This window comes from Shewanella sp. POL2, assembly GCF_000282755.1.
Classification (GTDB): domain Bacteria; phylum Pseudomonadota; class Gammaproteobacteria; order Enterobacterales; family Shewanellaceae; genus Shewanella; species Shewanella xiamenensis.
The window spans coordinates 35,926-62,453 of the sequence record NZ_AKZL01000015.1 but is presented as its reverse complement, the minus strand read 5'-3'; the positions used below and the strand labels follow the sequence as shown (position 1 = coordinate 62,453).

Here is a 26,528-nt window from a genome sequence, read left to right as displayed (position 1 = left end):
GAGTTAGAACTGATAGGTCAGCTTAGCCCAGAGATTACGCCCCGGCTCATTAACCCTAAACATGGCTTCGCTGCCAGGCAGATCATTACCCGTACCGGCCTTACTCACATGTTCGGCGTAGGTTGCATCAAACAGGTTTTCGACACCGAAGATAAGGGATAAATCCTTGCTGTATGACCAAGAAGCATTGAGTGCCAAGGTACCAAAGCCACTACTTGGGCCTAAGTCTTGGCCCACAATATTGCCGTGACCTAAGGTATAACGATCCTGCGATGCAACTAGCCGCCACTGCGCCGCCATTGTCCAAGCTTGCCATTGATAATTAACAATTAATCTTGCCTCTAACGGTGATATTTGCCCAAGTGCGACCTTGTCGGTATCGTTTTCACCATGGGTATAACTTAAGGTAAGTTGAGTCGACCATTGATCATTAAACGCATAGTCTAGGCTTGCTTCGCCACCGAATAAGCTGGCATCGATATTACGGGCTACCGTGGTGTTGCTGGTCGAATCAATCAGAATATAGTCATTAATCTCACCGTAAAAGAGTGACACTGACGCTTCAACCGGACCTTGGTAAATCCAGCCTATATCAAATTGATTGGTCGTTTCAGCCTTAAGATCAAAGGCTTTTTGTGCGGGATTATCGGCGCTAGCCTTCATGATCTCCCAATAGTCTGGCACGCGCTGCGCCGAGCCAAATCCAGCATAGTATTGATGAGCATCGAGTTGATATTCATAACGCACATAACCGCTGTAGAGGGTATCCTCCCGCTCACCCTGCTGGGCGATTAACAATTCGCTATCCCAGCGATCAACTCTCAGTCCTGCGTGCAAACTACTGTTACCTGAACCTTGGTTATCAAAGCCATAACGGGATTCGGCAAACAGGCCATAGTTTTTATAGCGCATATCTTCCTTAAACGGCTTATTGAGTAAGTCGTCTAAACCAACATCCCCCGTTGCCATGCTGCGGCCATCATGGGCGCTAGACATATAATCCAGCCCCAATGTTAATTCGAGACCATCGAGCGGGGTTAAATCAAACCAAAGATGACCACCGTCGGTCATCCGACGCACATTCGAGCCAGAATTCACCCCTTCATCAAATCGGTCCATAATATGGTCGTTCTTATTGCTAAAGGCTTGTAACTCGACTGCGGCCAGCCAGGTCGACTCAAACTCATGTTGTATGAGCACCGCCGCATCACGGTTATCAATTTGGCGAGCCTTATTTAATCTGTCGGCATACTCTGCCTCACCGCTCGACTCACCGTAAGCTAACTCCACAACGGTACGCTCAGTAGGTGTCCAACCTAGGGCAAGATTGGCGTTTTGGCGGTCATAACTGGATTGCACCTTATTGCCATTGCCGTCCTGATAATGATCACTACTCGATTGATTAATATCAAAATCAAGGTAGTAATTTTTATCCCCTGCACTCAACTCCACCATGGCATCTCGTCTATCGAAACTGCCACCCGTCGCACTGGCACGCCCTTCAAGATCCGCTTGATTAAAACGATGGCGGTTTTTCTCAAACAGAATTGTGCCCGCGGTGCCGACAGGGCCATATTTCACCGTCTGCGGGCCTTTAATAACCGTTATCTGATCGTAAGTTTCGGGATAAATATAATTGGTTGGCGGATCCATACGTCCACCACAGGCACCATACACATGCTGGCCATCATCAACGATGTTTAAGCGCGAACCACCTAAGCCACGAAACATCGGATCGCCGCCAGAGCCGCCTTTACGGGTGATATTAAATCCCGGAATCGTGCGTAAAAACCCTGAGCCATCATAGGCGGGTAATGGCAATCGATTTTGTTTGGGATCACTCACTAAGTGTACTGGCTGACGCATCACATCAGCGGTAACCAGCAGATAATCTTTACATTTTTGGTCATCACCACAGTCGGTCGCCTCAGCAGACCAAGCCAGTTGAGGCGCAGCAGTGCTCAAAACACCCGCTAAAATAAGCGCTAATTTGATCGGTTGATATGGCACAAATTTCCCCTACATATTGTTTTTAATGATTTTTGTGGGGGTATTGTTATGACTGGTGATATAAGTGCAATCAAAACTCGGCTTGGCGCGACAATCTGTCGCAGCCTAAGTTGCATGGGCTCACATTAAGGTAAATAGTGATAAATGAGTCACTTACAAATTAAGAATTGCAGAAGTATAAAAACTCACATGAAGGATAACCGCCGTTACAGCAGCCAAGGCTCGGCCAATCCAGAGGTTAATGTTAGCAATGGCGCGGGTTTATTAATCGCATAACCTTGAGCATAATCCACTCCTAAGCTCTTTAATTTTAAACCAATTTCTGTCGATTCAACAAACTCGGCTACCACATCAAATCCCATATCTTGTCCGAGCTGACAAATGGCTTTGATGATTGCTTGATCCGCATCATCGTCACACAGGTTAATAACAAACTGACCATCGATTTTGACGTAATCCACATTTAAACGTTTTAGATAAGCAAAACTTGAAAATCCCGCACCGAAGTCATCCAGCGCGAGCTGGCAATTTAATGGCCTAAGCACTTCAATCAATTTAGTTGCTTGATCTAATTGGCTTACGGCGGCGGTTTCGGTGATCTCAATGCAGAGTTTATCCACCAACTCAGGTTCAGTCATTAGCCGCATTTCAAGCCAATTCATAAACTCGCTATCACCCAAAGACGTCGCCGAAAGGTTGACGGATACCAGCCCCAATTGCTGCCAAATCGCTAAATGGCTACTCCCCCACTTCAGCAGATTATCAATGACCCACAAGTCTACTTTGGCGGCCAAGTTATAGCGCTCAGCGGCAGGTAGGAAAATTGCTGGCGAAACAATGTTGCCATTGGGCTGCACCATACGGAGCAGCACTTCTAAATGTAATCCTGGCTCTTCGCAATTTAGTGGTGCAATACTTTGAAAATAAAGCTCAAATTGATTTAACGCGAGGGCACTAACAATATCTACCGAGGCCATCATTTCAGTGTAAAGACGGGTCATTTTAGGATCTTTAGCACTGTATAAATGCCAGCCATTTCGCCCCTTATCTTTGGCGAGTCGACAGGCCGCATCAGCATGGCTCATCACGGTATAAATATCAGAGGCCGACCTATCGAACTTAGCTATCCCCATACTGACGCTGACATTGTGGCAGCGGTTTTCCCAGATAAATTCGTGAGTTGCTAACTGAGTACAAATCCGCTTAGCAATATGCTGCGCCGAATCCACATTGCAGTAATGCATTAAAATACCGAACTCATCACCACCAAGCCGAGCAACAATATCGCCCTTGCGCACCAGTTGTTTAAGCCGCAATGTTAACTGGCACAGTAACTTATCCCCCGCTTGATGACCGCTAACATTGTTGATTACTTGAAATTGATCGACATCGATAAAGGCTACACAGGTTGGCATATCATCTTTGCTATGCAGCAAATTATCGAGTAATGCCTCAAAGTGCAGCCGATTGGGCAATCCGGTAAGAGCATCATAGTTAGCATGAAAAGAGAGCTCATCGGCCAGCCGATACTTTTCACTCACATCTTCGGCAATCATAACCAGGGTGTCCTTATCACCGTGGATCTGACTAAAACTGAGCCTTAACCACTCTAATTGATGCAGCGATTTAAGCGGCAATTCGCACCAAGCTTGTCCTAATACGCCTTCACGCACCATATGCAACGTATCGGAGAGCATCGCGTGCTCTTCATCTCGCACCATGCTGAATAAATCGTATCCATGCTGCACTGGCAAGGTTTGCAGCGCCACTTTGTTCAGCATCGTCAGTTGATTTTGTTTATCGAGCAAAGCACAAGCCAAGGGTAATTGGTTAAAGACTTCGCGATATTTGTTTTCACTCGCTAACATATCATGGGCGATACGGGTCAGCTCCATCGCCGAACCAATCATCACCGCCGCATGTTGAAAACTCCTGAATAAATTCCTCGGTCCACTCACAGCATTCGGAGCAATTTACCGCCCCAAGGGCAATACGGGTTTCGCCAAATACGACGGGGGGTAACACCAGTAGACTTTTGACATCCCAATCCCGTAACAATGCCCGCTCCGCCTGAGCTTCTGGTGGTAATGTATTCACATCGGGTAGATTCAGCAGCTTGGGGTTTCTCACAAGGGAGCGAAAAAAAGGCATACGCGCGAGCGGCCAAACGCGAGTCTGCTGGCCCTGGCTAAATTGCGGTTTTAAATACAAATTACGGGTGCGTAAATGGTCGAGGGATAAACTCCCCGTTAGCACAAACACCCCATCACAGTGCAACTGAAGTGTAATCGCCTCTAATGCTCTATCAACATTTTGCTCTAGGGTTTCTAGCGGCGTTTCGCTAAAAATCGTCACTAATGCCTGTTGGAGTGAATTTGCTAAACCATCTGACATGAAAAGGGATTTCCTTACCTATAATTCCATTTAAGGTATTATTGCTACACTTCCCAGAAACAAATTCAAGTCATCGAAAGCCGATGATGAATAATGACCACGGGCCTTTCTGTATTACCAAACAAAAGCATAGCTTATGTTTGGCATTTGAGCAGGTAGCGGAGATAAAGAGTGTTACAACGACTATTTCTTGGATTCGCCCTTAATGAGACTCAACGCATGCCACTGCTGCAATTGCAGCAATGCTTAGCACAACAGTTAACGCCCCATGCAAAACCCGTAAGCAAAGCGAATTTTCATCTCACCCTCGCTTTTTTAGGCTTAGCCAATCAGTCTCAAAAGACACTGCTGCTCGAAGCCGTTGATAAACTGTATCGGCCACGATTTACTGTACAACTGGATAAGCTCGCCGTTTGGCCCAAGGCACAGGTATGTTGTTTAAAGGGAGATAGGGTTAGCCCTGCGTTGGCGTTAATGGCATCGCAGGCGCAAGATTTAGCGCAGCAGTTGCAATTGCATCAGAGCGAACATCCATTTCGGCCGCATATCAGCTTGTTTAGAAAAGCCAAGTCTTTGAGCACCTTTGATAACGAACTTCTCCTCAAAGATCTAGCGAATACACCGATAACTGAACTAACGCTCGCTCCCGAACAGCTTCATTTGTACCTTTCGTCAAGCGGTAATCGTGGGGTGGAATATCACATCTTACATTCTTGGCCGCTCGAATAGCCTGAATCCGCCCAATAAATAAAACGCCAGAAACAATCAGCCCGAGCATAGCCCGGGCTGATACAGATAATAAAACACTAACGGGTTTAATCGAGCAAACGCAGTGTCTCACGGTAGGCGCGTTTCTGCTCATAGCTATGTAAACGCTGCTTAAATTCGTCGGTCTTAGTAGCTTCAGCCGTCATCTTTAAAGCGGCTATCGCTTTTTGTTGGGTCGATACCGCGGCACCAAAATCACCGACTTCGGCATAGGCAGCCGCTAAGTTATCGAGGTTGGTGGGGTCGTTCTCGTTCACTTTAAGCAGCTTAAGAGATAACTCGAGCGCTTTATTACCGTCGCGATATTCGGCTTCGGGGCAAGTCGCTAAAATCCACGCCACATTGCCAAGGGCAATATCATCCCCAACGCGGGTAAATTGCTCTACAGCTTTACCGCAGTTACGCGCAATGCCATCGCCACCCGAGGCATAAATAAAGCCTAAACGGAACTGCGCCCAGCGATTACCGCGCTCGCCCATGTCCTTATACCAACGTTCGGCCACGGCTAAGTCACGCTTCACTAACTGCCCTTCAAAGGAGAGATCTGCTAAGGTTTGCTGCGCCTTTTCGTGTTGCTGCTCAGCGGCAAGGGTCATCCAATGTAATCCGGTTGGCACTTCTTGCTGTACATAACGTCCAGAGAGAAACATGAGTCCTAGTAAAAATTGTGCGTCGGCATCGCCCTGCTCCGCCTGAACTTGAATATGCACAAATTTACTCGCCGCAACTTCACTAGCTGGCTGTGGAATAGAAAATGCGTGCGCGGCAGCACTCATCCCTAGGGATAGAGTCAATCCAGCGCCTAAAACCCATTGTCTGTATTTCACGTTGTACCTCTTTCAAAAAACAACCGCGTCTTCAAGTTAGCCTGAATTATTCCCATAAGTCGAGCCTAAATCGGCAGAATCGAACGGATATTAAATCGAAATAACCACAAAGCCTCTCAATAATTCTACTTACCCTATTTATTCGTCGATATTGAGGTTATTTTCTTCACAAAAACCCTTAAAAGCGTTTATAAGATGTGATTAACTCTACAGAGTTAAGTGAATCCAGTGAGTTTGGCACCGATTTAGTTGACTAATATCACTAAAGTAGCAAAATAAGCTCTAATTTTAGTTGGTTAATTGCATTTATTCACTCATTCTAAACTAAGAGGTGTATCAAGTTTTTATGGGTGTAATTGACGTAAAATGCTTATTTAGAATATTCTTACTTTCGTTTTAATCAATCGAGGAACATCGACATGGCTCTGATTGGTAAGCCAAAACCGGACCCAACTTTGGAATGGTTTTTATCACACTGTCACATTCATAAGTATCCCGCTAAAAGCACCTTGATCCATGCTGGTGAAGACTCAGATACCCTTTATTACATCGTAAAAGGTTCTGTTGCGGTATTGATTAAAGATGAAGAAGGTAAGGAAATGATCCTATCTTATCTTAATCAAGGCGACTTTATCGGTGAGTTAGGATTGTTCGAAGAACAAGCTGAACGTACTGCTTGGGTTCGTGCAAAACAAGCATGTGAAATTGCTGAAATCTCTTACAAGAAGTTCAAGCAATTAATCCAAGTTAACCCCGAAATTCTGATGAAGCTTTCGGCTCAAATGGCATACCGCCTACAGAGCACTAGCCAGAAAGTCGGTAATTTAGCATTCCTCGATGTGGCAGGCCGTATTGCCCAAACATTGTTGCATTTAGCAAAACAACCTGATGCCATGACTCACCCAGACGGCATGCAAATTAAGATCACTCGCCAAGAAATTGGTCAGATCGTTGGTTGTTCCCGCGAAACTGTGGGTCGTATCTTAAAGATGCTTGAAGAACAAAATCTCATTCAAGCACACGGTAAAACCATTGTGGTATATGGCACCCGTTAAGTTAGACTTCAGCTTGATTTAAGCCTGTTTCATTAAAGTGGCCTAGCATAAAATCTAGGCCATTTTTTATTGGGGAGCATAAATGAAACGGCTGTTATTTATCTGTTTTTTCAGTCTGTTTACGCTGGTGCATCCAACAATAATTAACGCCGAACCGATTGAATTAGAACATTATCAAGCCAAGGCTTTAGTCAACTCTGGGCAAATTCTATCACTCAATGGCACCCTTGCCGTGGTCAATCAATTCTGCCAAGGTGAACTAATTGACGCACATCTCTATCAAGAAGATCATAAATGGCGCTATGATTTGCAAATCAAAGTTCAACGCGGCCAAATAGTGAATCTGAGTATTGATGCCACCAACGGTCAACTTGAACACTCCACCGCACTACCGAGCGAATGTCGAAAACATGAAACTGCTACTCGTTGAAGATAATCCGATGTTGGTCTCCGAACTGGAGAAACAACTCAAACAGGCTGGCTACGTTACCGATATTACTGACAAAGCGGTTGAAGCCGATTACCTCGTTAAAGAAACCCAATACGATTGCGTGATCTTAGATATTGGTCTCCCCGATGGCAATGGGCTGGAATTACTCGAAGGCTGGCGTAATCAAGGCATTAGCACTCCTGTTATTATGTTAACCGCCCGCAGCCAATGGCATGAAAAGGTCGAAGGTTTCAATGCCGGTGCCGATGATTATTTAGGAAAACCCTTCCACGCACAGGAGTTATTAGCGCGTATCCAAGCGCTTATTCATCGCGCCCATGGCCGTTTAAATAATTCCAGCAAGCAACTTAGCTATGGCGGCGTCACCTTAGATGAAGCCGAACAAACCGTCAGCGTTGGCGAGCATTTATATGAATTGACTGCCATGGAATTCAGGCTGTTAAAAATCTTCCTCATGTCACCTAAGAAGCTGTTATCTAAGGCTCAACTGACGGACAAGCTCTATCAGTTTGACGACGAGAAAGAGAGTAATGTGGTTGAAGTTTACGTGACTCATCTGCGCAAAAAACTCGGTAAAACTGCGATAGAAACCCGCCGCGGCCAAGGTTATATCTTCCACGGCGTGACTGCATGATCTCGATTCGCACTAAGCTCAGTTTATGGTTAACGGGCTTATTGGTATTAGGCACAGTGGTTGGACTCGTATTATTTGAGTCCATGCTGCGCCAAGCGTTTCACGACTCGATTATCAATCGCTTAGAAGAAGATTTAGAACACATTATGCTGGCAACCCATTTCAATAATGGGGAAATCCACATCGATCAGAGCCAACTGTCGAGCTTCTACCGCCCCGCCTATTCGGGGCGTTATTTCCAGCTAAACCTGCCCAATGAAGTGATCCGCTCCCGCTCCCTGTGGGATATGCAGCTCGATATCGAACCTTTAGCGCCAAACCAGACCCGTGTCTGGCAGGCAAAGGGACCTAAAAATAATGATATGCAGTTGTTATCTCTTGGATTAAATTCCAGCAGTGCCAATGTGACCGCTACGCTTACTGTCGCACAAGATTTGAGTATTGGTCGGCGGGTATTTAGTGAAGTCTACGGCACTAAGCTTGGGGTTAACCTCGCCATGTTAGTGGCCATGATCGCGGGTATATTCCTGATCCTGCGCCAATCCTTTAAACCCGTTAAACAGATCCAACATGCACTGTCACGCCTACAAGAAGGCGAGATTAACGCCTTAGAGCTGAATAACATTCCGCCCGAAGTGCAACCGCTGGCGAAGACCTACAACGAGTTATTGGAATACACCGCCAAGCAAATAGAACGTAGCCGCAATAACTTAGGCAACTTAAGCCATGGGCTCAAAACCCCACTGGCAGTGATGCAGCAACAGGTAGAAGCCTTGGGGCTAAAAGATCCCGATACCGCCATGGCGTTGCAACAGCAACTCGACGCTATCCATAAAATGGTCGAGCGTAAGCTTGCGGCGGCGCGGATCACCGGTGATATGTTACCTGCCGCCCAGTTAGTGGTGCCGAGGGATCTTCACAGCCTCGCCAATACCCTTAACAAAGTGCACAGAAGCAAAAACATCAACTGCGACTTTGAGCTCGATCCTAGTATCCAACGCCTGCCTATTCATAGGGAAGATGGTATGGAGCTCTTAGGGAATCTGCTCGATAACGCCTTTAAATGGGCGGGTAGCCAAGTCACGGTAAAACTGTGGAAGGCGCAAAACAAACTCTGCCTTAGCATCGATGATGATGGCCCAGGTGTTGCTGACGACGAACTCGATAAACTCACCCAAAGGGGCACGCGCCTTGATGAATCCGTCATGGGTCATGGCCTAGGGTTATCGATAGTGAAAGAAATTGCCGAGCAATATGGCATTGAACTTAAGTTTAAACACAGCAGCCACTTATCTGGCCTCAGTATTGAACTAGTCTTTGGCTAACGAGTGCTTAGCTAAGCGTGCTTAGCGAACATGTGTTGAGCTAACTATTGTTGTCCTAGCTATTTGCTCTAAGTGCCACCCATAAAAAACGCCATCAATTGATGGCGTTTTTGTTTGAGATTAAGTCAGCAACAACCTAATTCATTAGGCTTTTTTCGCGTTGGTGCTCTCAAAAATCTTATCGGCTGATGCGGCCACGAATCCCGTATACAGCTCACCATTCGCCTTTGGATAACGCAGGGCAAACTCATAAAAGCAGCTTGGGATCTCAACCGTTGCATCGCTAAATGCCACAGCGATTTTATCGGCCATAGTCGATGATTGCTCCAGTAACACCTCTGGTGAACCTTTGATTTCGCCACCTGAGCTATTGAGCACAAAGCCCGCTTGCTTAAGCGCCTCATTCACAGATTCTAATGTCTCGAAGCCCTCAAGGTGGTTGATAGAGACTGTAAAATGATTGGCGCGGTAGCCAAAGGCTGCGACCCAAGCCGCATATTCACTCTCTTCGAGCAGCGTCTCGTAGGTTTTAGCATCCAGCGTCCAATGACGACCCGAATAGATAAAGTTATCCGCTTTCGTCGCTTGCTCATCCACTTGGGCAATCAAGCCTTGGATAGTGCTTTGCAGTGATGGGCTAAACTCTTCCACCAATAGCTCAGAAATAAACACCTTAGGTTGAGTCGCATCTGGGTGCTCAAAATGCTTTGCTACCAGTTTTTTCTGTTCAAACTTATAGTCACCGCAGGCCACATAACCTAAAGAGGTAAAGTGCTCTGCTAATACGGCTAAATTCACCTTAGCGATATTAAAAGTACGCAGGGCGATATGGTCGTTGATAATCGGCTTGCCGTGTCCAAGTAGCTCGTGCACCTTGGCCGCAGATGGGGTCATTTGAATATAGTCTTGCCAGAGGGCGGCAAATAACGCATTGATATCTGTGTGCATAAAAACTCCTTTTATTGTGCTGCGACTATAGTGAGTATTGTTTTGCCGCTCGCACTCAATGTAACGACCCTAGCCACTTGCTGCACAACAGCGCTCAGTAGCAGCCCAAGTAACGTTACTGCTTGTGATGAAAAAGGAAGAACCTAGGTTCTTCCTCAATGATGTCACTCTAAACTTAACCCTGGGCTTAAGCTTGCGGGTAAGCTCACCGCATCAGCCTCAACGGAGGCAACGGGATAAGCACAGTAGTCGGCAGCATAAAATGCACTCGCCCTGTGGTTACCCGAAGCACCTACGCCACCAAAGGGCGCAGCACCCGAAGCACCAGTGATCTGCTTGTTCCAGTTCACAATCCCCGCACGAATGCGGGCGAGGAAATACTCATAATCCTCACGGCTATCGGCCAAGATGCCTGCGGATAAGCCATAACGGGTTTGGTTAGCCAGCTTAATCGCTTGGTCAAAATCACTGTAGCGCACTAATTGCAGCAATGGTCCAAAGTATTCCTCATCGGGTAACTCGCTTACCGCAGTCACATCGATAAGCCCGGGTGAGACTAAGCCTGTTCCAGCTTGCAGGTGCGTCAGTTCAACCAGTGACACACCGCCTAAGTTCTGCAAGTTAGCCTGCGCCGCGACCATACCTTTCGCTGCGCCTTCGGAAATCATTGAGCCCATAAATGGCTGTGGCTGCGCGTTCCAAGGACCGACTTTAATCTGCTTCACCGCTTCAACCAGCTTGGCTACTAAGGCATCGCCCTGCTCGCCTTGCTCAACATAGAGCCTGCGGGCGCAGGTGCAACGTTGGCCAGACGAAATATAAGCCGATTGCAGAATATCGTGCACAGCGGCTTTGATATCGGCCACGCCTTTAATAATCAGCGGGTTATTACCGCCCATTTCTAAGGCGAGGATCTTACCTGGATGACCCGCATATTGCTGGTGTAACAGGTGACCGGTGCGAGAACTGCCAGTAAAGAACAGCCCGTCGAGCTGTGGGTGTGACGCCAGCGCTTTACCCGTATCGACTTCACCTTGGACTAAGTTGATTACACCCGCGGGCAGACCCGCTTTTTCCCAGAGAGAGACCATTAACTCGGCCACTTTAGGCGTCAATTCAGAGGGCTTAAACACCACGGTATTGCCCGCAAGCAATGCTGGCACTATATGACCATTGGGTAAATGCCCAGGGAAGTTATAGGGCCCAAACACAGCAACAACACCGTGAGGCTTATGGCGTAGCACGGCGCGCCCTGCTGGCGTGTCATTGGCTTCAGTGCCGGTGCGCTTGTTATAAGCCGTTGCCGACAGGCCAATCTTACCAATCATGGCAGCAACTTCTGTCGCCGTTTCCCACTGGGGTTTACCGGTTTCCTGAGCGATCGTTTCGGCTAATTCGGCTTTGTTCGCTTCGAGTTGGCTACGATAAGCTTCAACTATCTTTAGACGCGCATCAAAACCTAACATAAACCAATCGAACTGAGCTTCACGGGCGGCATCGACGGCAGCGTTGACTTGATCGGCTGTCGCCGTTTGGCCGCGCCAAATAATTTCGCCATTTGCTGGGTTGCTAGAGGTCACATCATGACCCTTGCCAGCGTGCCACTGGCCTTTAATAAAATGTGTCATTTGCTATTCCTACATTGCCAAAATACGGATTTGATCGCCTTTTGCGAGTAACAAACCTTCGGCGAGTTCTGGGCTAATTACCACCTGCTCAGCTTTATCATCAACGCAGAGATAAGCTGCGGTCGCTCTGTAATTGGCTAATTGAGTGTTAGAGATAATAAATTGCTTATCGGATTCTGGCATATCACCAATTTCGACCGTCAGTAGACGGCTTTCACGCACAGCACGAATATCGGTTAAACGGCACTCGACCGTTGGGCCACCATCGAAAATATCCACATAACCGCGGCATCTAAAACCTTCGGCCTGCAGCAAGCTTAGGGCCGGACGCGTATTAGTGTGTACTTCGCCGATCACTTTTTGCGCTTCTTCTGGCAGCAGGCAAACATACACAGGGTTACGGGGCATCATCTCCGCCATAAAGGCTTTTTTACCTAAGCCAGACAGGTAGTCAGCTTGAATAAAATCAATGCCTAAAAAGTTTTTTTGCAACCAACCATAGAAGGGAGAATGACCATCTGCATCACTCACACCACGCATTTCAGCAATCACAGTTTCGCCAAAGCGTTTGGCATGCTGCGCCAAAAACAGAAAACGGCTGCGGGATAACATGCGGCCATTATTCCCCTTACGATAAGGCTCCCGTAAAAACAGGGTACAAAGCTCAGCGGCGCCGGTGTAATCGTGACAAAGGGTTAAGGTTTCCACCTCGTTGCGAACTTCAATTTGCTCAGAATGGTACACCTCAGTTCCGAGGCGATAATGGTAGAAGGCATCTTCCATACCGACTGCGGCTTCAATCGCGCAGGTGCCGACCACTTCACGGGTCGCGGTATCCTCGAGCACCATTAAGTAACCTTCATCAAAGGGCTTATCGACAACTTTGGCAAAAGAGGCTTCAGCACGGGCAATTTTATGCCGAAGCAAATCGGCATTGACTGGCAATGAGGTAAAACCATGACCAGACTCTTCGGCAATTTGGTATAGAGATTCAAAGTCGCCAGCCCGAATAGGACGTATGATTAACATCTTAGTGTCTCCTCACTTAAGCTTGCAGTGCACCAATGCGCCTATCTTCAAAAGACAGGAATGATATCTGCAAGAATTCCCTGACAAAAAAGGAGTGCGAATAAAATTCAGCACTCCTTTGGTCCTTAGGCAGCGGCGATGCTCGCCACGGCACGTTCAAAACGTGCCAGACCTTCTGCAATATCTGCCTCAGGGATCACCAGTGAAGGTGCAAAACGAACTACGTTGGCCCCCGCCATCAGGCTCATTAAGCCTTCAGCAACAGATGCCACTAAAAAGTCACGTGAACGACCTTGATATTGTTCATTAAGAACCGCCCCTAACAGTAAGCCTTTACCGCGAACTTCAGAGAAAACGTGATATTTTTCATTAATTTTGTTCAAGCCATCGCGTAATAATTGCTCGCGATGTTTCACACCATTCAACACTTCTGGCGTGTTAACCACATCTAATACCGCGTTGCCGATAGCACAAGCTAATGGATTACCACCATAGGTTGAACCGTGAGTCCCCACTTTTAGGTGCTCAGCAATTTCCGCGGTAGTCAGCATAGCTGCAATAGGGAAACCACCGCCAAGTGCTTTAGCCGTGGTCAGAATATCCGGCACTATGTCGGTGCCCATGTAAGCATAAAGTTCGCCTGTACGACCAACACCGGTTTGTACTTCGTCGAAAATCACCAGTGCATTGTGTTTATTTGCCAGTTCACGCACCGCTTTGAGGAACGCAGGATCAGCATTAATAATACCGCCCTCGCCTTGCAGTGGCTCTAGCATGATGGCGCAGGTTTTATCCGATACGGCCGCTTCTAATGCCGCAACATCGTTATAAGGTAAGTGGGTAATGCTTTGCGGTTTTGGACCAAAACCATCGGAATAGGCCGCTTGACCACCAACGCTCACGGTGAAGAAAGTACGGCCGTGGAAGGCTTTATCGAAGGCGATGATTTCATCTTTCTCTACGCCGTATTTTTCTAAAGCATAACGACGGGCTAATTTCAGTGCCGCTTCGTTGGCTTCGGCGCCAGAGTTGGCAAAATAGACACGCTCAGCAAATGTGCTATTAACTAACTTAGTGGCCAGCTCGAGTGCAGGCTCGTTGGTCATTACGTTAGACAGGTGCCATAATTTTTCACCTTGGGTTTTTAAGGCATTCACTAAGGCAGGATGACAGTGACCTAAGCAATTTACCGCGATACCGCCAGCAAAATCGATAAATTCGTTACCCTCTTGATCCCATACACGGCTGCCTTCGCCACGTACTGGGATCACGGCAGCAGGCGCATAGTTAGGCACCATAACCGCATCAAACTGGGCACGATTCAACTTCATATCAACGCTCATTCTTCTTCATCCTTTGTTTAAATGTAACGGCATCGGGAGCCGTCTGAGTCCCCAACGTATCTTTATCTTGAGTTAGTGATACAGGGTATGCTTGTGTCTATTAATAGCCATTATTAGCGAAATTGTGATCAAAATACCAGTTTTTCACAAACAACATTCACCATGCTTAAGGCCAAAGTGCATAAAGATTGCAGTTTAAGAACTATACAAGCGTTTACGCCAGAGGCATTTAGCATATTTAGTCAGAAAAAAAGTTATTTCCCCCTATTTTTGCTAGCTATTCACCGAATATGAATAACTACACAATTTTAACGAATCAGCTGTGAAAGCACAAAATCCGCAATTTGTTCCCTCGCCTCAAGCGCTTCGGGCAACAGATGGAACAGGGGAAAAACATGGGGCATGTTGTGATAAAAACGCGATTCTACCGCGCCACCACTAGCCTTAACTTGCATAACCAGTCGTTCTGAGTCCTGTAAAAGCAGCTCACGCGTACCGGCAATCACTAAGAGTGGTGGCAGGTCAGCCAAGTTCCCCTGCAAAGGTGAAACCCGTTCTGACATAGGATTCGCCCCAGCAAGATACGCCCCGCGCAGCCGCAATAGCGACTCAATGGTAAAGAACGGGTCATCCGCGCCTAAAATCAGCTCGGTATCGCCGGTAATCGCTAAATCCAGCGCGGGTGACAACAACACACAGGCTTTAGGCATGGGCAGATGCCGCTTTTTAAGTTCGAGCAACAGACTTAAGGCTAAATTACCGCCGGCAGAATCGCCCATCAGCACTAGGTTATCGCTCCCTTTCAACTCAATTAAGTGCAGGTATGCCTCGAGTACATCGTCACAGGGTGCAGGATACGGATGTTCCGGCGCTAAACGATAATCCGGGATAAACGTATCGAGGCGACAACGTTCGCTGATATCGGCCACCAATCTTGCGTGGGCATGGGGAGTTTTAAAACAGAATCCGCCGCCACGAATGTAAAATAGATTGCCCAAACGCGGCGTGTCATCGAGCAGCACATAATGCAGTAGTGTGGAATGTTGTAAAGGAATTGAGGCAGTAACAAGCTTTTCAGGCCATGGCAACCAGCGCTTATCCAGCTCTAATAAACGTTGCCGTACTTGGCTTAGGGGAAGTTTGGCTTTACCTCGGCTGATCGATGGCCGTGCCACATAGGATAAAATAGTATTTAATACAGAAGCTTGCCAGCTTGGCATTTTCCGTCCTCCACATCAGTGCCGCAATTGGACACCGATGGGAACGGCGTGCAGATTACAGCAGATCCAACTTCCGATAATTCTGTGCTTTTAGGCGCAGCACTTCCTGCTCGCTGAGCTCGTAATAATCGAACATTAAGCGTTTTTCCTGCGGCTCGATTTGGCGCATCTCTTCAAGCAACAGCACCTTAGCATAACAATTCGCCCGTGCCACTAATGCGGCCGGCATCGAGAGTTCGCGGTAAGTTAAGGTTTGGTCTAGTTCCTTTAACAACAGGGTTAAGGGGCTATGCTCAAATTTCAGTAACTCTAATAGCTGCCAATTGAGTTTGTGCCCGTGAGCCAGCACTTGCTCAAATACTGCCTTGGCCGGAAACTCAGTGGCAATCACCGCATCATATACTTCTTTATCGCGACTCGAGCTGGCCTCACGGATCCAATTGCCCCAAGTTTTATCAAATAAACGCGCACTCAAGCTAAGCACAACCGAGGTGCCTAACTGATTCATTAATGCACCACTATAAACTAAGGCTGAGTCAGTATTATGAAGCTGCGCTAACGCATTCGCTGCTATTCCGCTGACAATGCTATAGCGCCACAACTTGCGGGTGGTCCAGAGTAACTTAGCGTTGCCACTGGGCAGCCAATTACGCAGGCAAAAATAAGGAATAATGGTACGCAGATTTTCGATGCCAATGTAATTCATTACTAATTTGATATCGGTGACGCGTACGTCGGAACTTTGTGGACGCCGTGCCCGAAATGCCGGGCTATTGACCATATTGGTTAAATCGCGGCATAACCAGCTCAAATTACTGATTAAAGGTCTTAACCGCGTCGCATCTAGGTTTTTGGCCAGCAACAGCTCGAGCAACAGGATCTGTGACTCGTTAATCTCCGACTTAGCCAGCACTAACTCTGGGGATGCCAGTTGATGCTCAATGGCATTATTGACTGTTTCGGTGAGTTGATTTGAGATGGCCTCAAAGACTTCGCGGGCCTGAATTTGTTTGAGTAGCCGCGACAGAATCGCCTCTCGCTCGACATCGAGTTTATTAGCATCAGCCTCAAGCTCTTGGTCTAAATCATCCAATAGAGTAGGACTGGCTTTTTGTTTACCGAGAATAAGTTGCTGATAGAGCCTATGTTCTATCTCTAAAATTTTGCCAGGTCTGACGCCGCCCGCTACCGATATCGCCACAGTTTACCTTTCCTATCTCGCCCGTGCTAAGTGGCGCGCATACGCTAAAATCATTAAAAACATTGCAATTTCAGCATATAGGTTACCTCTTGGCAATAAGCAAACAAGTGACTATTTTACAACCTTGATTAGATTCACTCGCGCCGAAATCCACGCAACAAAAAGGCCTCATATTGAGGCCTTAATACTTTCGCGAGATTTACTTAAGCTCTTGTTCAAAGAGTTTGTAAATACGGCGATATTCGTCTAACCAGCTCGATGGCTGACGGAAACCGTGGGGCTCAACCGGATAAATAGCCGTTTCAAACATCGGTTTTTCCAGCTCGATAAGGTGCTGCACCATGCGCACGCTATCTTGGAAGAACACGTTATCATCCATCACGCCACTCATGATCAGTAATGGCTTAGTCAAGCCTTGGGCATGTTCAATGGGCGAGCTACGCTCATAGGCGATAGGGTCAACATCCGGCGTGTTTAAAATATTGGAGGTGTATGGCGCGTTGTAATGTGCCCAATCCGCCACAGGGCGCAGTGCCGCGCCTGCTTGGAATAATTCCGGCTCAGTAAACAAGGACATAAAGGTTAAGAAACCGCCGTAAGAACCGCCATAGGTACCGACGCGCTTAATATCCACGTTGGCATTTTGGCCCATCCAAGTCACGCCATCTTTTAAATCTTCGACTTCAGGATGCCCCATATTGCGATAAATTGCCGTGCGCCAGTCGCGACCATAGCCTTTAGAACCACGGTAATCCATGTCCATCACCACATAACCTTGTTGAGTCAGTAGGTTGTGGAACATAAACTCACGGAAGTAACCACTAAAGCCATAATCGGCATTTTGTAAGTAACCTGCGCCATGGTTAAAGACAACGGCAGGATATTTCTCGGCGCGGGATTTGTCGTATCCCTGCGGCAAATAAACCCGCGCATACACTTGGCCAGCGCCATGGTTTGAAGGAACTGCAACCACTTCGGGTGCTTGCCACGGATATTGCTTAAAGGCATCGCTGGTGTATGACGTGAGCTGTTTTAACTCACCGCCAATAGGCTGAATATAAAGCTCATTCGGCTCTGTACGGCGAGACGCATTCAGCAGCAACTTAGTGCCATCGGGGCTTAAGCTGTAATCTAAATTACCGTCCCACTGAGTTAATTGCTCGTTTTTGCCCGAGGCGATATTCACACGGTGAACATTGTAAATACCAGGGTGGCTTTGGTTAGCTTTGTAGTAGATGTAGTTTGCATCGGGCGATAGGGTAATATCACTCACCACAAACTTACCTTGGGTCAAAGCGCGGGGCTGTTCACCGTTCGCCTTGATATAAAGCTGGGAATAACCTGTTTCTTCAGAGAGATAGTACAGACTGTCCGTACCGGGTAACCAGCCAAATTGGTTATAGTCGTAGTTCACCCAAGCATCATCATGCAAGCGATGCTCGGTGATAAACTTGCCTTTTGCCAGATCGACACTGGCAATCCAGCGATCTTTGTTATCGGTCGCTTCGACCATCACCGCCAATTTGTTCTCAGACTCATGCCATTGAATCGCGCTTTGAGTCCAGCCCCAATCCTGCATCAGCTGGATTTTACGTGGAGCCTTAGTACTTTGATATGACTCACCTTTTGCTTTAGCGTTTTCACTCTTAACCTTAGCTAAAACGTCTTCATCGAAGCCGGTTAAGCCTTCGATAGTTACATCGATCTGTTTATGCTCATTGAGGTCTAACACCACAAAGCGCTGTCCTGGTGGATTATCTTCCGCGACACGGGCACGCACGGGCACAGGGTCGATATAGCCTTCGCTACCGAGGTAGTTTGGCATGATGTCGTGTTCACTGCTGCCGGTGTAATTTTTATCGGTTAGGGCTACAAACAGATAGCGACCGTCTGGCGACAGACTTAGCTCAGACACCACCTCGGCATCACCTAGATACCAAGTGTTAGCGGCGAGGGTCGGATCGCTCTTTTGCAGCTCGTTCTTAAACTGTTCTTTGGCTTTGGCATTTTCCTGCTGCAACGCCACATATTGAATGAGTCTGTGCTGCTGCTTGGCTAAGTAGCTGCTGGGTTCTTTCACACCTTCAGGCGCTTTCGCCATTTTGATTTCAGCCAACTGCTCCACTAATCCACTGTCTTGATGGATTTGGAAAACATTATCCCCTTGCCAATAGGCGATATCGCCATTGTTAAGGTAACGCAGGCCACTGATGGCAGTGCGCTGGCGGGTAAGCTGGGTGATTTTGCCAGAGCTTAAATGCTTAACAAAAATATTGCCTTGGTAGAGATACGCCTTGTTAGCTTTAGTGCTATCGAACACACCAAACTGTTGATCAGCCGCATGTAGCTTATCGATGGCCAGTTCAACGGCGCGGCTGTCATTAATGCCCTGCTGATAATAATTCCGTAATGGCGATGCACTGGGTTGGCGCGCAAAGAAAACGCTCTGACTGTCATCGCTCCAGTAGGCTTCCTTAGCGAAAATCCCCATCCAATCGGGGTTCGCCATAATTTGATTCAGCGTAAGCGGTTGTGAAACTTGGGGAGGCTGAGCTAAAGGGACTTGATAAGCCTGTGGTGTGGTCGTGGGAGTTGCCGTTTCGGTTGAGGTGGCGGCGCAACTCGTCAATACCGCAACGGCTAACGCACTTAAACCCAAATTTCGCATTACGCTGTTCATTTGTCCTTCCTTTTATTGTTATCGCAGCCCTAGTTACACTTTGGAGCTAACTCCATGAGTACGTGAGCAGGCATCGTTTTGCGGCAGTTATATCACACTTGAGCGACATATTTGCTTAAATGAAGGAGAAATCTTGTAACAAAGAGTAGAGCAAAATCGATTTTTTGGATTCAACCTAAGCCGATTGAGATAAGAAATTTGCCAACAATTCATGCCCTTGCTCGGTGAGAATCGACTCGGGGTGAAATTGCACACCAAAGAGCGGCAACTCTTTATGACTCATCGCCATAATTTCGCGTCCATGGTTCGGGTCATCAAACCAAGCATCCAGCACAAAACCGTCAGGTATGGTATCAACCAGTAAGGAATGGTAGCGAGTTACCGTTAATGGCTGATTTAACCCTTTAAACAGGCGCTCACCAGTATGGGTAATCTCGCTAACTTTACCGTGCATCACCCGCTGTGCTCGCACGACTTTGGCCCCAAACACCTGCGCCATGGCTTGATGTCCTAAGCACACGCCAAGGATCGGTAAACGAGTAGCAAAATGCTCAATTGCTGCCAAGGAAATCCCCGCTTCGTTGGGTGAGCAAGGGCCAGGAGAGATGACTAAATGACTCGGCGATAACACCTCGATTTCCGCTAAGCTGATTTCATCATTGCGTTTAACCACGATCTCTTGCCCTAACTGCTGAAAATACTGCACTAAGTTAAAGGTAAAAGAGTCGTAATTGTCGATCATTAGCAACATAGAAAATCCATTGGCTCAAATGGGAAGTCGATGCACTCCACGGCTGAAATGCGGCGCAAATGCTACCACAGCACTAGCTTGGGATTAAGCATTAAAAAACAAAAAGCCAGTCAATTGACTGGCTTTCCATAGTATAGATCAGAGCACAAGTAACTTATTTGACTAAGGTTAAATGGCTACGACGCTTAGGCGGTTCATCCGTTGGTTCGGTTGGCTTGTCTTTTGTCTCAATGATAGACAAGGCCGATTCGGCTTCCTCTTCGACTAAGTACGCATCTTCAATATCGAAGACAGTCCCTGCGCCATTTTCACGAGCGTAAATGGCCACAATCGAAGCCATTGGCAATAATACCTGCTGAGGTACACCACCAAAACGCGCATTGAACTCCACAAATTCATTACCAATTTGCAAATTGCCCACTGCACCAGCCGCGATATTTAATACAATCTGGCCATCCTTCACATATTGCTGCGGTACTTGAGTGCCCTTGACAAAGGCATCAACCACAACGTGAGGTGTTAATTGGTTATCCATCAACCAATCGTAGTAAGCCCTGAGTAAATAAGGACGATTTGGAGTCAACGCTTTCATTACATACCCATGCGCATTTCGCGTTCAGCTTCAGTCAACGAAGCTTTAAAAGATTCACGCTCAAAAATACGTGTCATGTAAGCTTTGATGTCTTTTGCTACGCGGCTGTCTAACTCAATACCCAATACAGGCAAACGCCATAATAATGGGCCGAGGTAACAATCCGCTAAACCAAATTCTTCACTCATAAAGTAAGGCATTTCAGCAAATACTGGCGCGATTGACAGTAAACTTTCAGTCAGCTCTTTACGAGCAGCCTCTGCGCGGTCACCTTTACGAATACGTGCGACGAGTGAGTACCAATCAGTATCGATACGATGCATCATCAAGCGGCTTTGACCACGAGATACAGGGTAAACAGGCATCAAAGGTGGATGAGGGAAACGCTCATCCAAGTATTCCATAATGATACGTGACTCATAGAGTACGAGCTCACGGTCTAATAAAGTAGGTACTGAGTTATAAGGATTTACTTCGAGTAAATCCTCTGGCATTTCATTAGGGTCGACCTGTAAAACATCAACAGTAACCCCTTTCTCAGCTAACACGATACGGACTTGATGGCTATAAAGATCATCAGCACCTGAAAACAGTGTCATGACAGAGCGTTTGTTGGCAGCAACAGCCATTGATACCCTCCAGAGTCGAAATAAAACAAAAGTAAACGAGGGGCAAAGCCCCCCGTTTACACTATGCGGATACTATATTTTACCCGTTATTGGTGCCTAGTGTACATCTTTCCAATACTCTTTCTTCAAGAGGTAGGCCACAATAAAGAATATAAACAGGAATCCGAGCACCCACCAACCTAAAGCTTGACGCTCTAACTTAACAGGTTCAGCTGAATAAACTAAGAAACCAGTGATATCACGTACCGCTTGGTCATACTCTTCAGCATTTAACTTACCACCAGAAACCACAATTGTACCATCTTCTTGCTTAACAGGCGTGCCTTGCAGTTCTTCAAGAACATGTGGCATACCCACAGAAGGGAATACAGTGTTGTTTACGCCAAATGGGCGGCTTGGATCTTTGTAGAAGCCTTTGAGGTATGAATACACCCAATCTTCGCCACGAACACGTGCGACTAAGGTTAAGTCTGGTGGTGTTGCACCGAACCACTTAGCCGCATCTTTATGTGGAATTGCGTTTTGCATCAGCTCACCGATTTTGGCATCGGTAAACATGTACTTGCTACGCATATCATCGGCAGAAATACCGAGATCATTCGCCACACGTTCATAGCGTTGATACTGAGTGCTATGACAACCAGAGCAATAGTGTTGGAACATGTCCAGACCACGCTCTAAAGAAGCCTTATCATGCAGATCAACATTGGCTTTTTCTAAATGTACATTGTGTCCACTCGCGGCCATCGCCAGCGTCGGGATCAATGTAACTAATGCAATCAGTAATTTTTTCATTAGTGTGTCAACCTCGCTGGAACAGGCTTAGTTTTCTCATTTTTGCTGTATAACCACAGTAATAAGAAGTAGCCGAAATACGTCACAGTGAAGATACGTGCAACAATAGTCAGCTCTGGTGTTGCAGGTACAGCGCCTAAGTAACCTAAGACGATGAACGATACAGCGAACTGAGCGATGTTCAACTTGTGCAGCGTGCTACGGTAGCGAATTGACTTCACTTTACAACGGTCTAACCAAGGCAATACGAACAGTACTGCAATCGACAGACCCATCATTACCACACCACCCAATTTATCGGGAACAGCACGTAAGATGGCGTAGAACGGAGTGAAGTACCATACAGGCGCAATATGCTCAGGTGTCTTCATTGGGTTAGCCGCTTCAAAGTTTGGCTTTTCAAGGAAGTAACCGCCGCCTTCTGGGATGAAGAACAGCACGTAACAGAACACGATCAGGAAGCCCGCAACACCCATAATGTCTTTAACTGTGTAGTATGGGTGGAATGGAATACCATCGACCGGCCAGCCATTCTCGTCTTTGTTCTTCTTGATTTCGATACCGTCTGGGTTGTTTGAACCCACTTCGTGCAGAGCGATTAAGTGTAAGAACACTAAAACCACTAACACTAATGGCAGTGCGATAACGTGCAGAGCAAAGAAACGGTTCAGTGTGGCGCCAGAGATCACGTAGTCACCACGGATCCATAGAGTTAAGTCATCACCGATAACAGGGATAGCACCGAACAGAGAAATAATTACCTGCGCACCCCAGTAAGACATTTGTCCCCATGGCAGCAAGTAACCCATAAAGGCTTCAGCCATCAGCACGAGGAAAATCAACATACCGAATAGCCACAGCAGTTCTCTAGGCTTTTGATATGAACCGTAAATCAGACCACGGAACATATGTAAGTAGATCACCACAAAGAACGCAGACGCACCCGTTGAGTGCATATAACGCAATAACCAGCCGTACTCTACGTCACGCATGATGTATTCAACAGAGGCGAAAGCACCTTCTGCTGTGGGTACATAGTTCATCGTTAACCAGATACCCGTCAGTAATTGGTTAACCAATACCAACATCGCTAGCGAACCAAAAAAGTACCAAAAGTTAAAGTTAGTTGGCGTAGCATACTGACCCACATGGCGATTATACGTCGCCGTCATTGGGATCCGAGCATCAATCCAATTAATTAAATTCTTAACCATTACGCCACTCCTTTATCTACACCGATGATAACAGTGCCATCATCAACATATTGATGTGGAGGGATAACTAGGTTCAATGGAGCTGGAACGCCTTGGAACACGCGGCCCGCCATATCGAACTTAGAACCATGACATGGGCAGAAGAAACCAGAAGTCACACCTTGAACTTGCTCAGCAAATGAATCTGGCAAATAAGTGGGTGAACATCCTAGGTGGGTACAAATACCGACAGCAATAAAATACTCTGGCTTGATTGAGCGCAGAGGATTTGTTGCATATTCAGGCTGCTGCATTTCAGCAGACGCTGGATCTCTTAACTTATCGTCGTGTGTTGGCAGTTCATTGATCACAGCTTCAGTGCGACGAACAACCCATACAGGTTTTCCTCGCCATTCAACACGGATCAGCTGACCTGGCTCTACTTTACTGATATTTACTTCGACCGGTGCACCTGCAGCTTTCGCTTTGGCACTCGGATTCCATGACTTGATGAAAGGAACCGCTACAGCGACGGCACCAGCACCACCTACTACGGCGGTTGCGGCTGTCAGGAATCTGCGACGTCCGGTATCGACTGGCGCATTGCTCATCCACTTATCTCCCAGAGGGTGTTGGAATTTTTATATTTCAAAGACTTTTTGCCTCTTAGTTATCACCATGGGCAAAAATCGAAGTTTGAAGCGGGGCTCATTATAGCTAAAAATTAGAAGCAGATCATAGTGAAAACACGCAAGTAAGTTAGGGAGATTGCGAGTTTTTTAAAAAAAGGGCAAAAAAAGTACAGCTGTTAAGCAATTTTAATCGTTTTGAACTGTTTTTTGAGCATATTGACTGTGTGATAGGCATAAACAATGCATTGCTAATGTATTTTTAGCGCTCACTTTGTCACTTACTGTTTTCATTTAGGATAAAAAAAATGGGCCCTAGTGATTGGGGCCCATTCTGAACGATTTAGCATCGCTTATTTCTTAGTAGCACTACTCTTCATGTATTTGAAGAATTCGCTATCTGGCTCTAACACCATAACGTCTGAACTTCCGGAGAAGCTCGCACGATAAGCATCTAAACTACGCAAAAAGCTAAAAAATTCAGGATCTTTGTTATAAGCATCCGAATAAATTTTTGCAGCTAATGCATCACCTTCACCACGAATGGTTAAGGCTTTACGCTCAGCTTCCGCAATTTTAACTGTAACATTGGCATCAATCGTAGCGCGAATAATTTCAGATTGCTCTTTACCTTGAGCACGGTGCTCTTTAGCCACAGCTTGACGCTCAGCGCGCATACGTTGGTAAATACTGTTACTCACGTTTGCGGGTAGGTTGATCTGCTTAACACGCACGTCAACAACTTCAATACCTAAATCTTTAGCACTCTCAGCAGCATTCGCTAACGCGTTATTTTGTAACTCATCACGCTGCCCAGAAACGATCTCTTTGATCGTACGACGACCAAACTCGGTACGTAAATCGTTGTTGATCTTACGTTGCAGCAAGGTCTCAGCATTCGATTTAATCCCTCCATTAGTAGAGAGGTAGTATTTTTCGAAATCAAAAATACGCCACTTCACATAGGAGTCGACCATTAAGTCTTTTTTCTCAGAGGTGACGAAACGATCTGCAGCGCCATCTAAAGTTTGGATACGCGCATCAAGCAACTTCACTTTATCGATCACAGGCACTTTAAAGTGTAAACCTGGGCCGAAAACACGTGTTACTTGTTTGCCATCAACTTTATCTTTAACGATTTCGCCAAAGCGCGCCACAATCGCACGTTCGCCTTCGTTAACCACCATCACAGATGACAAACCAATGCCTAATATAACGGCGATCAGAACAATACTTAATCTACCCATGAATTACTCCCTCCCCTGGCGAGCACGTTCCTCGCGAGATGGGCGTTCACTCAAAGGCTCACCAATGCGTGTCGTTGAAATAGATGAAGAATTGACATTCTGTTGAGGTTTAGGCTCAACGTCTGGCATAGTCGCAGGCTTCTCTTTGATTAACTTGTCTAGTGGCAGATACATTAAATTGCCGTTGTTTTTAGCATCGATAATGACTTTGTTAGTGTCAGTCATCACCTGTTGCATTGCATCGAGATACAAACGCTTACGGGTCACTTCAGGTGCAGCTTGGTATTCAGGTAAGAGCAACTCGAAACGAGCCACTTTACCGCGCGCCTCTAAAATTTCACGTTCTTTATAAGCATTAGCTTGTTGCGCCATGCGCTCGACTTCACCACGTGCTTTCGGTTCAATCTCACGGGCATAGGCTTCAGCCTCACGAATAAAGCGTTGTTCGTCTTCTTGCGCTGAAATGGCATCGTCGAATGCATCTTTCACTTCTTCAGGCGGACGCGCTGGCAAGAAGTTAACGTCAACAATAGCCAAGCCCAACTTGTACGGCTCAAGAATGCGTTCTAATTCTTTCCAAGTATCGCGACGAATAGCATCACGGCCTGTGGTCAGAATATCGTCCATCTTGTTGTGACCAATGACATAGCGCAGCGCACTGTCAGTGGCTTCACGTAAACTGGCATTGGCGTCTACCGCACTAAAAAGATAGGCATACGCATCAGAAATACGATATTGCACGTCTAGCTCAACCTTCACGACGTTTTCATCAGAAGTTAGCATGCTGCCAGATGATGGCACAGAGCGAACTGATTGCACGTCAACAGGATAAATTTCATCGATAAACGTTGGTTTCCAGTGAAGACCCGGTCCCACCTCACCATTATGTTGACCAAAACGCAACGCTACGCCCCGCTCGGCTTCTTTAATGGTGTACAAACCCGAAAGTCCCCAAACAACAAAAGCGATGGCAAGAATGATGATTAAGCTAAAGGAACTAAAGTTTTGGCCAGAAGAGCCATTACCTTTGCCGCCAAAGCGTTTTGAAAGATTACGAAAAACCTCATCAAGGTCCGGTGGTCCTTTGTCGTTACCACCTTTATTTCCCCAAGGATCATTACCCTTGTTACCGGGCTCGTTCCAAGCCATTTAGCACTCCATAAGTGGATGAAATAAATT

At 46.7% G+C, this 26,528-nt stretch carries 22 protein-coding genes and 1 pseudogene; 5 read left to right on the top strand and 18 right to left on the bottom strand.

All coding sequences use genetic code 11. The features are described 5' to 3' along the window. Positions 1-3 precede the first annotated feature (3 nt). The gene (locus tag SHEWPOL2_RS05980; protein ID WP_037427019.1) at positions 4-2,010 is read right to left on the bottom strand and encodes a TonB-dependent copper receptor; all 2,007 of its coding nucleotides are present in this window, start codon (positions 2,008-2,010) and stop codon (positions 4-6) included. 206 nt (positions 2,011-2,216) lie between these two features. After that, a pseudogene (locus tag SHEWPOL2_RS05975) lies at positions 2,217-4,404 on the bottom strand (EAL domain-containing protein). 171 nt (positions 4,405-4,575) lie between these two features. Here SHEWPOL2_RS05975 and thpR point away from each other — a divergent pair. Continuing rightward, the gene (thpR, locus tag SHEWPOL2_RS05970) at positions 4,576-5,133 is read left to right on the top strand and encodes an RNA 2',3'-cyclic phosphodiesterase (RefSeq protein WP_037427016.1); all 558 of its coding nucleotides are present in this window, start codon (positions 4,576-4,578) and stop codon (positions 5,131-5,133) included. 86 nt (positions 5,134-5,219) lie between these two features. On the opposite strand, the gene SHEWPOL2_RS05965 is transcribed toward thpR, so the two are convergent. Continuing rightward, the gene (locus SHEWPOL2_RS05965; RefSeq protein ID WP_037427013.1) at positions 5,220-5,999 is read right to left on the bottom strand and encodes a tetratricopeptide repeat protein; all 780 of its coding nucleotides are present in this window, start codon (positions 5,997-5,999) and stop codon (positions 5,220-5,222) included. Positions 6,000-6,418: 419 nt separating this feature from the next. On the opposite strand from SHEWPOL2_RS05965, the gene crp reads away from it, so the two are divergent. The 4 genes from crp (at position 6,419) to SHEWPOL2_RS05945 (ending at position 9,464) form a co-directional block, all read left to right on the top strand. After that, positions 6,419-7,054 (top strand): cAMP-activated global transcriptional regulator CRP, encoded by a 636-nt coding sequence (gene crp, locus SHEWPOL2_RS05960; RefSeq protein WP_011070954.1) that lies wholly within the window; start codon positions 6,419-6,421, stop codon positions 7,052-7,054. A gap of 82 nt (positions 7,055-7,136) precedes the next feature. Continuing rightward, positions 7,137-7,484: a hypothetical protein gene (locus tag SHEWPOL2_RS05955; protein WP_037414150.1), complete on the top strand. Its 348-nt coding sequence runs from the start codon at positions 7,137-7,139 to the stop codon at positions 7,482-7,484. Beyond that, a complete protein-coding gene (locus tag SHEWPOL2_RS05950) occupies positions 7,465-8,139 on the top strand; it encodes a response regulator transcription factor (RefSeq protein ID WP_037414152.1) in 675 nt (224 codons plus the stop codon). The genes SHEWPOL2_RS05955 and SHEWPOL2_RS05950 overlap by 20 nt, the downstream gene beginning before the upstream one ends. Then, positions 8,136-9,464 (top strand): ATP-binding protein, encoded by a 1,329-nt coding sequence (locus tag SHEWPOL2_RS05945; RefSeq protein ID WP_037427010.1) that lies wholly within the window; start codon positions 8,136-8,138, stop codon positions 9,462-9,464. Before SHEWPOL2_RS05950 ends, SHEWPOL2_RS05945 begins: the two co-directional genes overlap by 4 nt. A gap of 144 nt (positions 9,465-9,608) precedes the next feature. Here the strand turns inward: SHEWPOL2_RS05945 and SHEWPOL2_RS05940 are convergent, their stop codons facing one another. The 15 genes from SHEWPOL2_RS05940 to hflK form a co-directional block, all read right to left on the bottom strand. Continuing rightward, positions 9,609-10,412 (bottom strand): DUF1338 domain-containing protein, encoded by an 804-nt coding sequence (locus SHEWPOL2_RS05940; protein ID WP_037427007.1) that lies wholly within the window; start codon positions 10,410-10,412, stop codon positions 9,609-9,611. 164 nt (positions 10,413-10,576) lie between these two features. Next, the gene (gene astD / locus SHEWPOL2_RS05935; RefSeq protein ID WP_037427004.1) at positions 10,577-12,040 is read right to left on the bottom strand and encodes a succinylglutamate-semialdehyde dehydrogenase; all 1,464 of its coding nucleotides are present in this window, start codon (positions 12,038-12,040) and stop codon (positions 10,577-10,579) included. Between the two features lie 9 nt (positions 12,041-12,049). After that, positions 12,050-13,069, bottom strand: coding sequence for an arginine N-succinyltransferase (gene astA / locus SHEWPOL2_RS05930; RefSeq protein ID WP_037414161.1), 1,020 nt, complete (start codon positions 13,067-13,069; stop codon positions 12,050-12,052). 125 nt (positions 13,070-13,194) lie between these two features. Then, complete coding sequence (locus SHEWPOL2_RS05925; RefSeq protein WP_037414164.1) at positions 13,195-14,412, bottom strand: aspartate aminotransferase family protein; 1,218 nt, start codon at positions 14,410-14,412, stop codon at positions 13,195-13,197. Positions 14,413-14,720: 308 nt separating this feature from the next. After that, positions 14,721-15,632, bottom strand: a complete 912-nt coding sequence (locus SHEWPOL2_RS05920; protein WP_037427002.1) for an alpha/beta hydrolase — start codon at positions 15,630-15,632, stop codon at positions 14,721-14,723. Positions 15,633-15,687: 55 nt separating this feature from the next. Then, a complete protein-coding gene (locus SHEWPOL2_RS05915) occupies positions 15,688-16,833 on the bottom strand; it encodes an HDOD domain-containing protein (RefSeq protein ID WP_037427001.1) in 1,146 nt (381 codons plus the stop codon). 199 nt (positions 16,834-17,032) lie between these two features. Beyond that, a complete protein-coding gene (locus tag SHEWPOL2_RS05910) occupies positions 17,033-19,513 on the bottom strand; it encodes a prolyl oligopeptidase family serine peptidase (RefSeq protein WP_037427000.1) in 2,481 nt (826 codons plus the stop codon). Between the two features lie 175 nt (positions 19,514-19,688). Further along, positions 19,689-20,264, bottom strand: a complete 576-nt coding sequence (locus SHEWPOL2_RS05905; RefSeq protein WP_037426997.1) for an aminodeoxychorismate/anthranilate synthase component II — start codon at positions 20,262-20,264, stop codon at positions 19,689-19,691. A 154-nt stretch (positions 20,265-20,418) separates the two neighbouring features. Then, positions 20,419-20,856 (bottom strand): ClpXP protease specificity-enhancing factor, encoded by a 438-nt coding sequence (locus SHEWPOL2_RS05900; protein WP_037414173.1) that lies wholly within the window; start codon positions 20,854-20,856, stop codon positions 20,419-20,421. Beyond that, entirely contained in the window at positions 20,856-21,485 is a 630-nt protein-coding gene (gene sspA / locus SHEWPOL2_RS05895; RefSeq protein ID WP_037414175.1) for a stringent starvation protein SspA, read from the bottom strand. The genes SHEWPOL2_RS05900 and sspA overlap by 1 nt, the downstream gene beginning before the upstream one ends. Positions 21,486-21,581: 96 nt before the next feature. Then, on the bottom strand, positions 21,582-22,280 hold the full coding sequence (locus SHEWPOL2_RS05890; RefSeq protein WP_037426994.1) for a cytochrome c1: 699 nt from the start codon (positions 22,278-22,280) through the stop codon (positions 21,582-21,584). Beyond that, positions 22,280-23,494, bottom strand: a complete 1,215-nt coding sequence (locus SHEWPOL2_RS05885; RefSeq protein ID WP_011715793.1) for a cytochrome bc complex cytochrome b subunit — start codon at positions 23,492-23,494, stop codon at positions 22,280-22,282. Before SHEWPOL2_RS05885 ends, SHEWPOL2_RS05890 begins: the two co-directional genes overlap by 1 nt. Beyond that, on the bottom strand, positions 23,494-24,084 hold the full coding sequence (petA, locus tag SHEWPOL2_RS05880; protein WP_037414180.1) for a ubiquinol-cytochrome c reductase iron-sulfur subunit: 591 nt from the start codon (positions 24,082-24,084) through the stop codon (positions 23,494-23,496). The genes SHEWPOL2_RS05885 and petA overlap by 1 nt, the downstream gene beginning before the upstream one ends. Before the next feature lie 371 nt (positions 24,085-24,455). Then, the gene (gene hflC / locus SHEWPOL2_RS05875) at positions 24,456-25,349 is read right to left on the bottom strand and encodes a protease modulator HflC (RefSeq protein WP_037414182.1); all 894 of its coding nucleotides are present in this window, start codon (positions 25,347-25,349) and stop codon (positions 24,456-24,458) included. 3 nt (positions 25,350-25,352) lie between these two features. Continuing rightward, positions 25,353-26,498 (bottom strand): FtsH protease activity modulator HflK, encoded by a 1,146-nt coding sequence (gene hflK, locus SHEWPOL2_RS05870; protein WP_037426991.1) that lies wholly within the window; start codon positions 26,496-26,498, stop codon positions 25,353-25,355. Positions 26,499-26,528 lie beyond the last annotated feature (30 nt).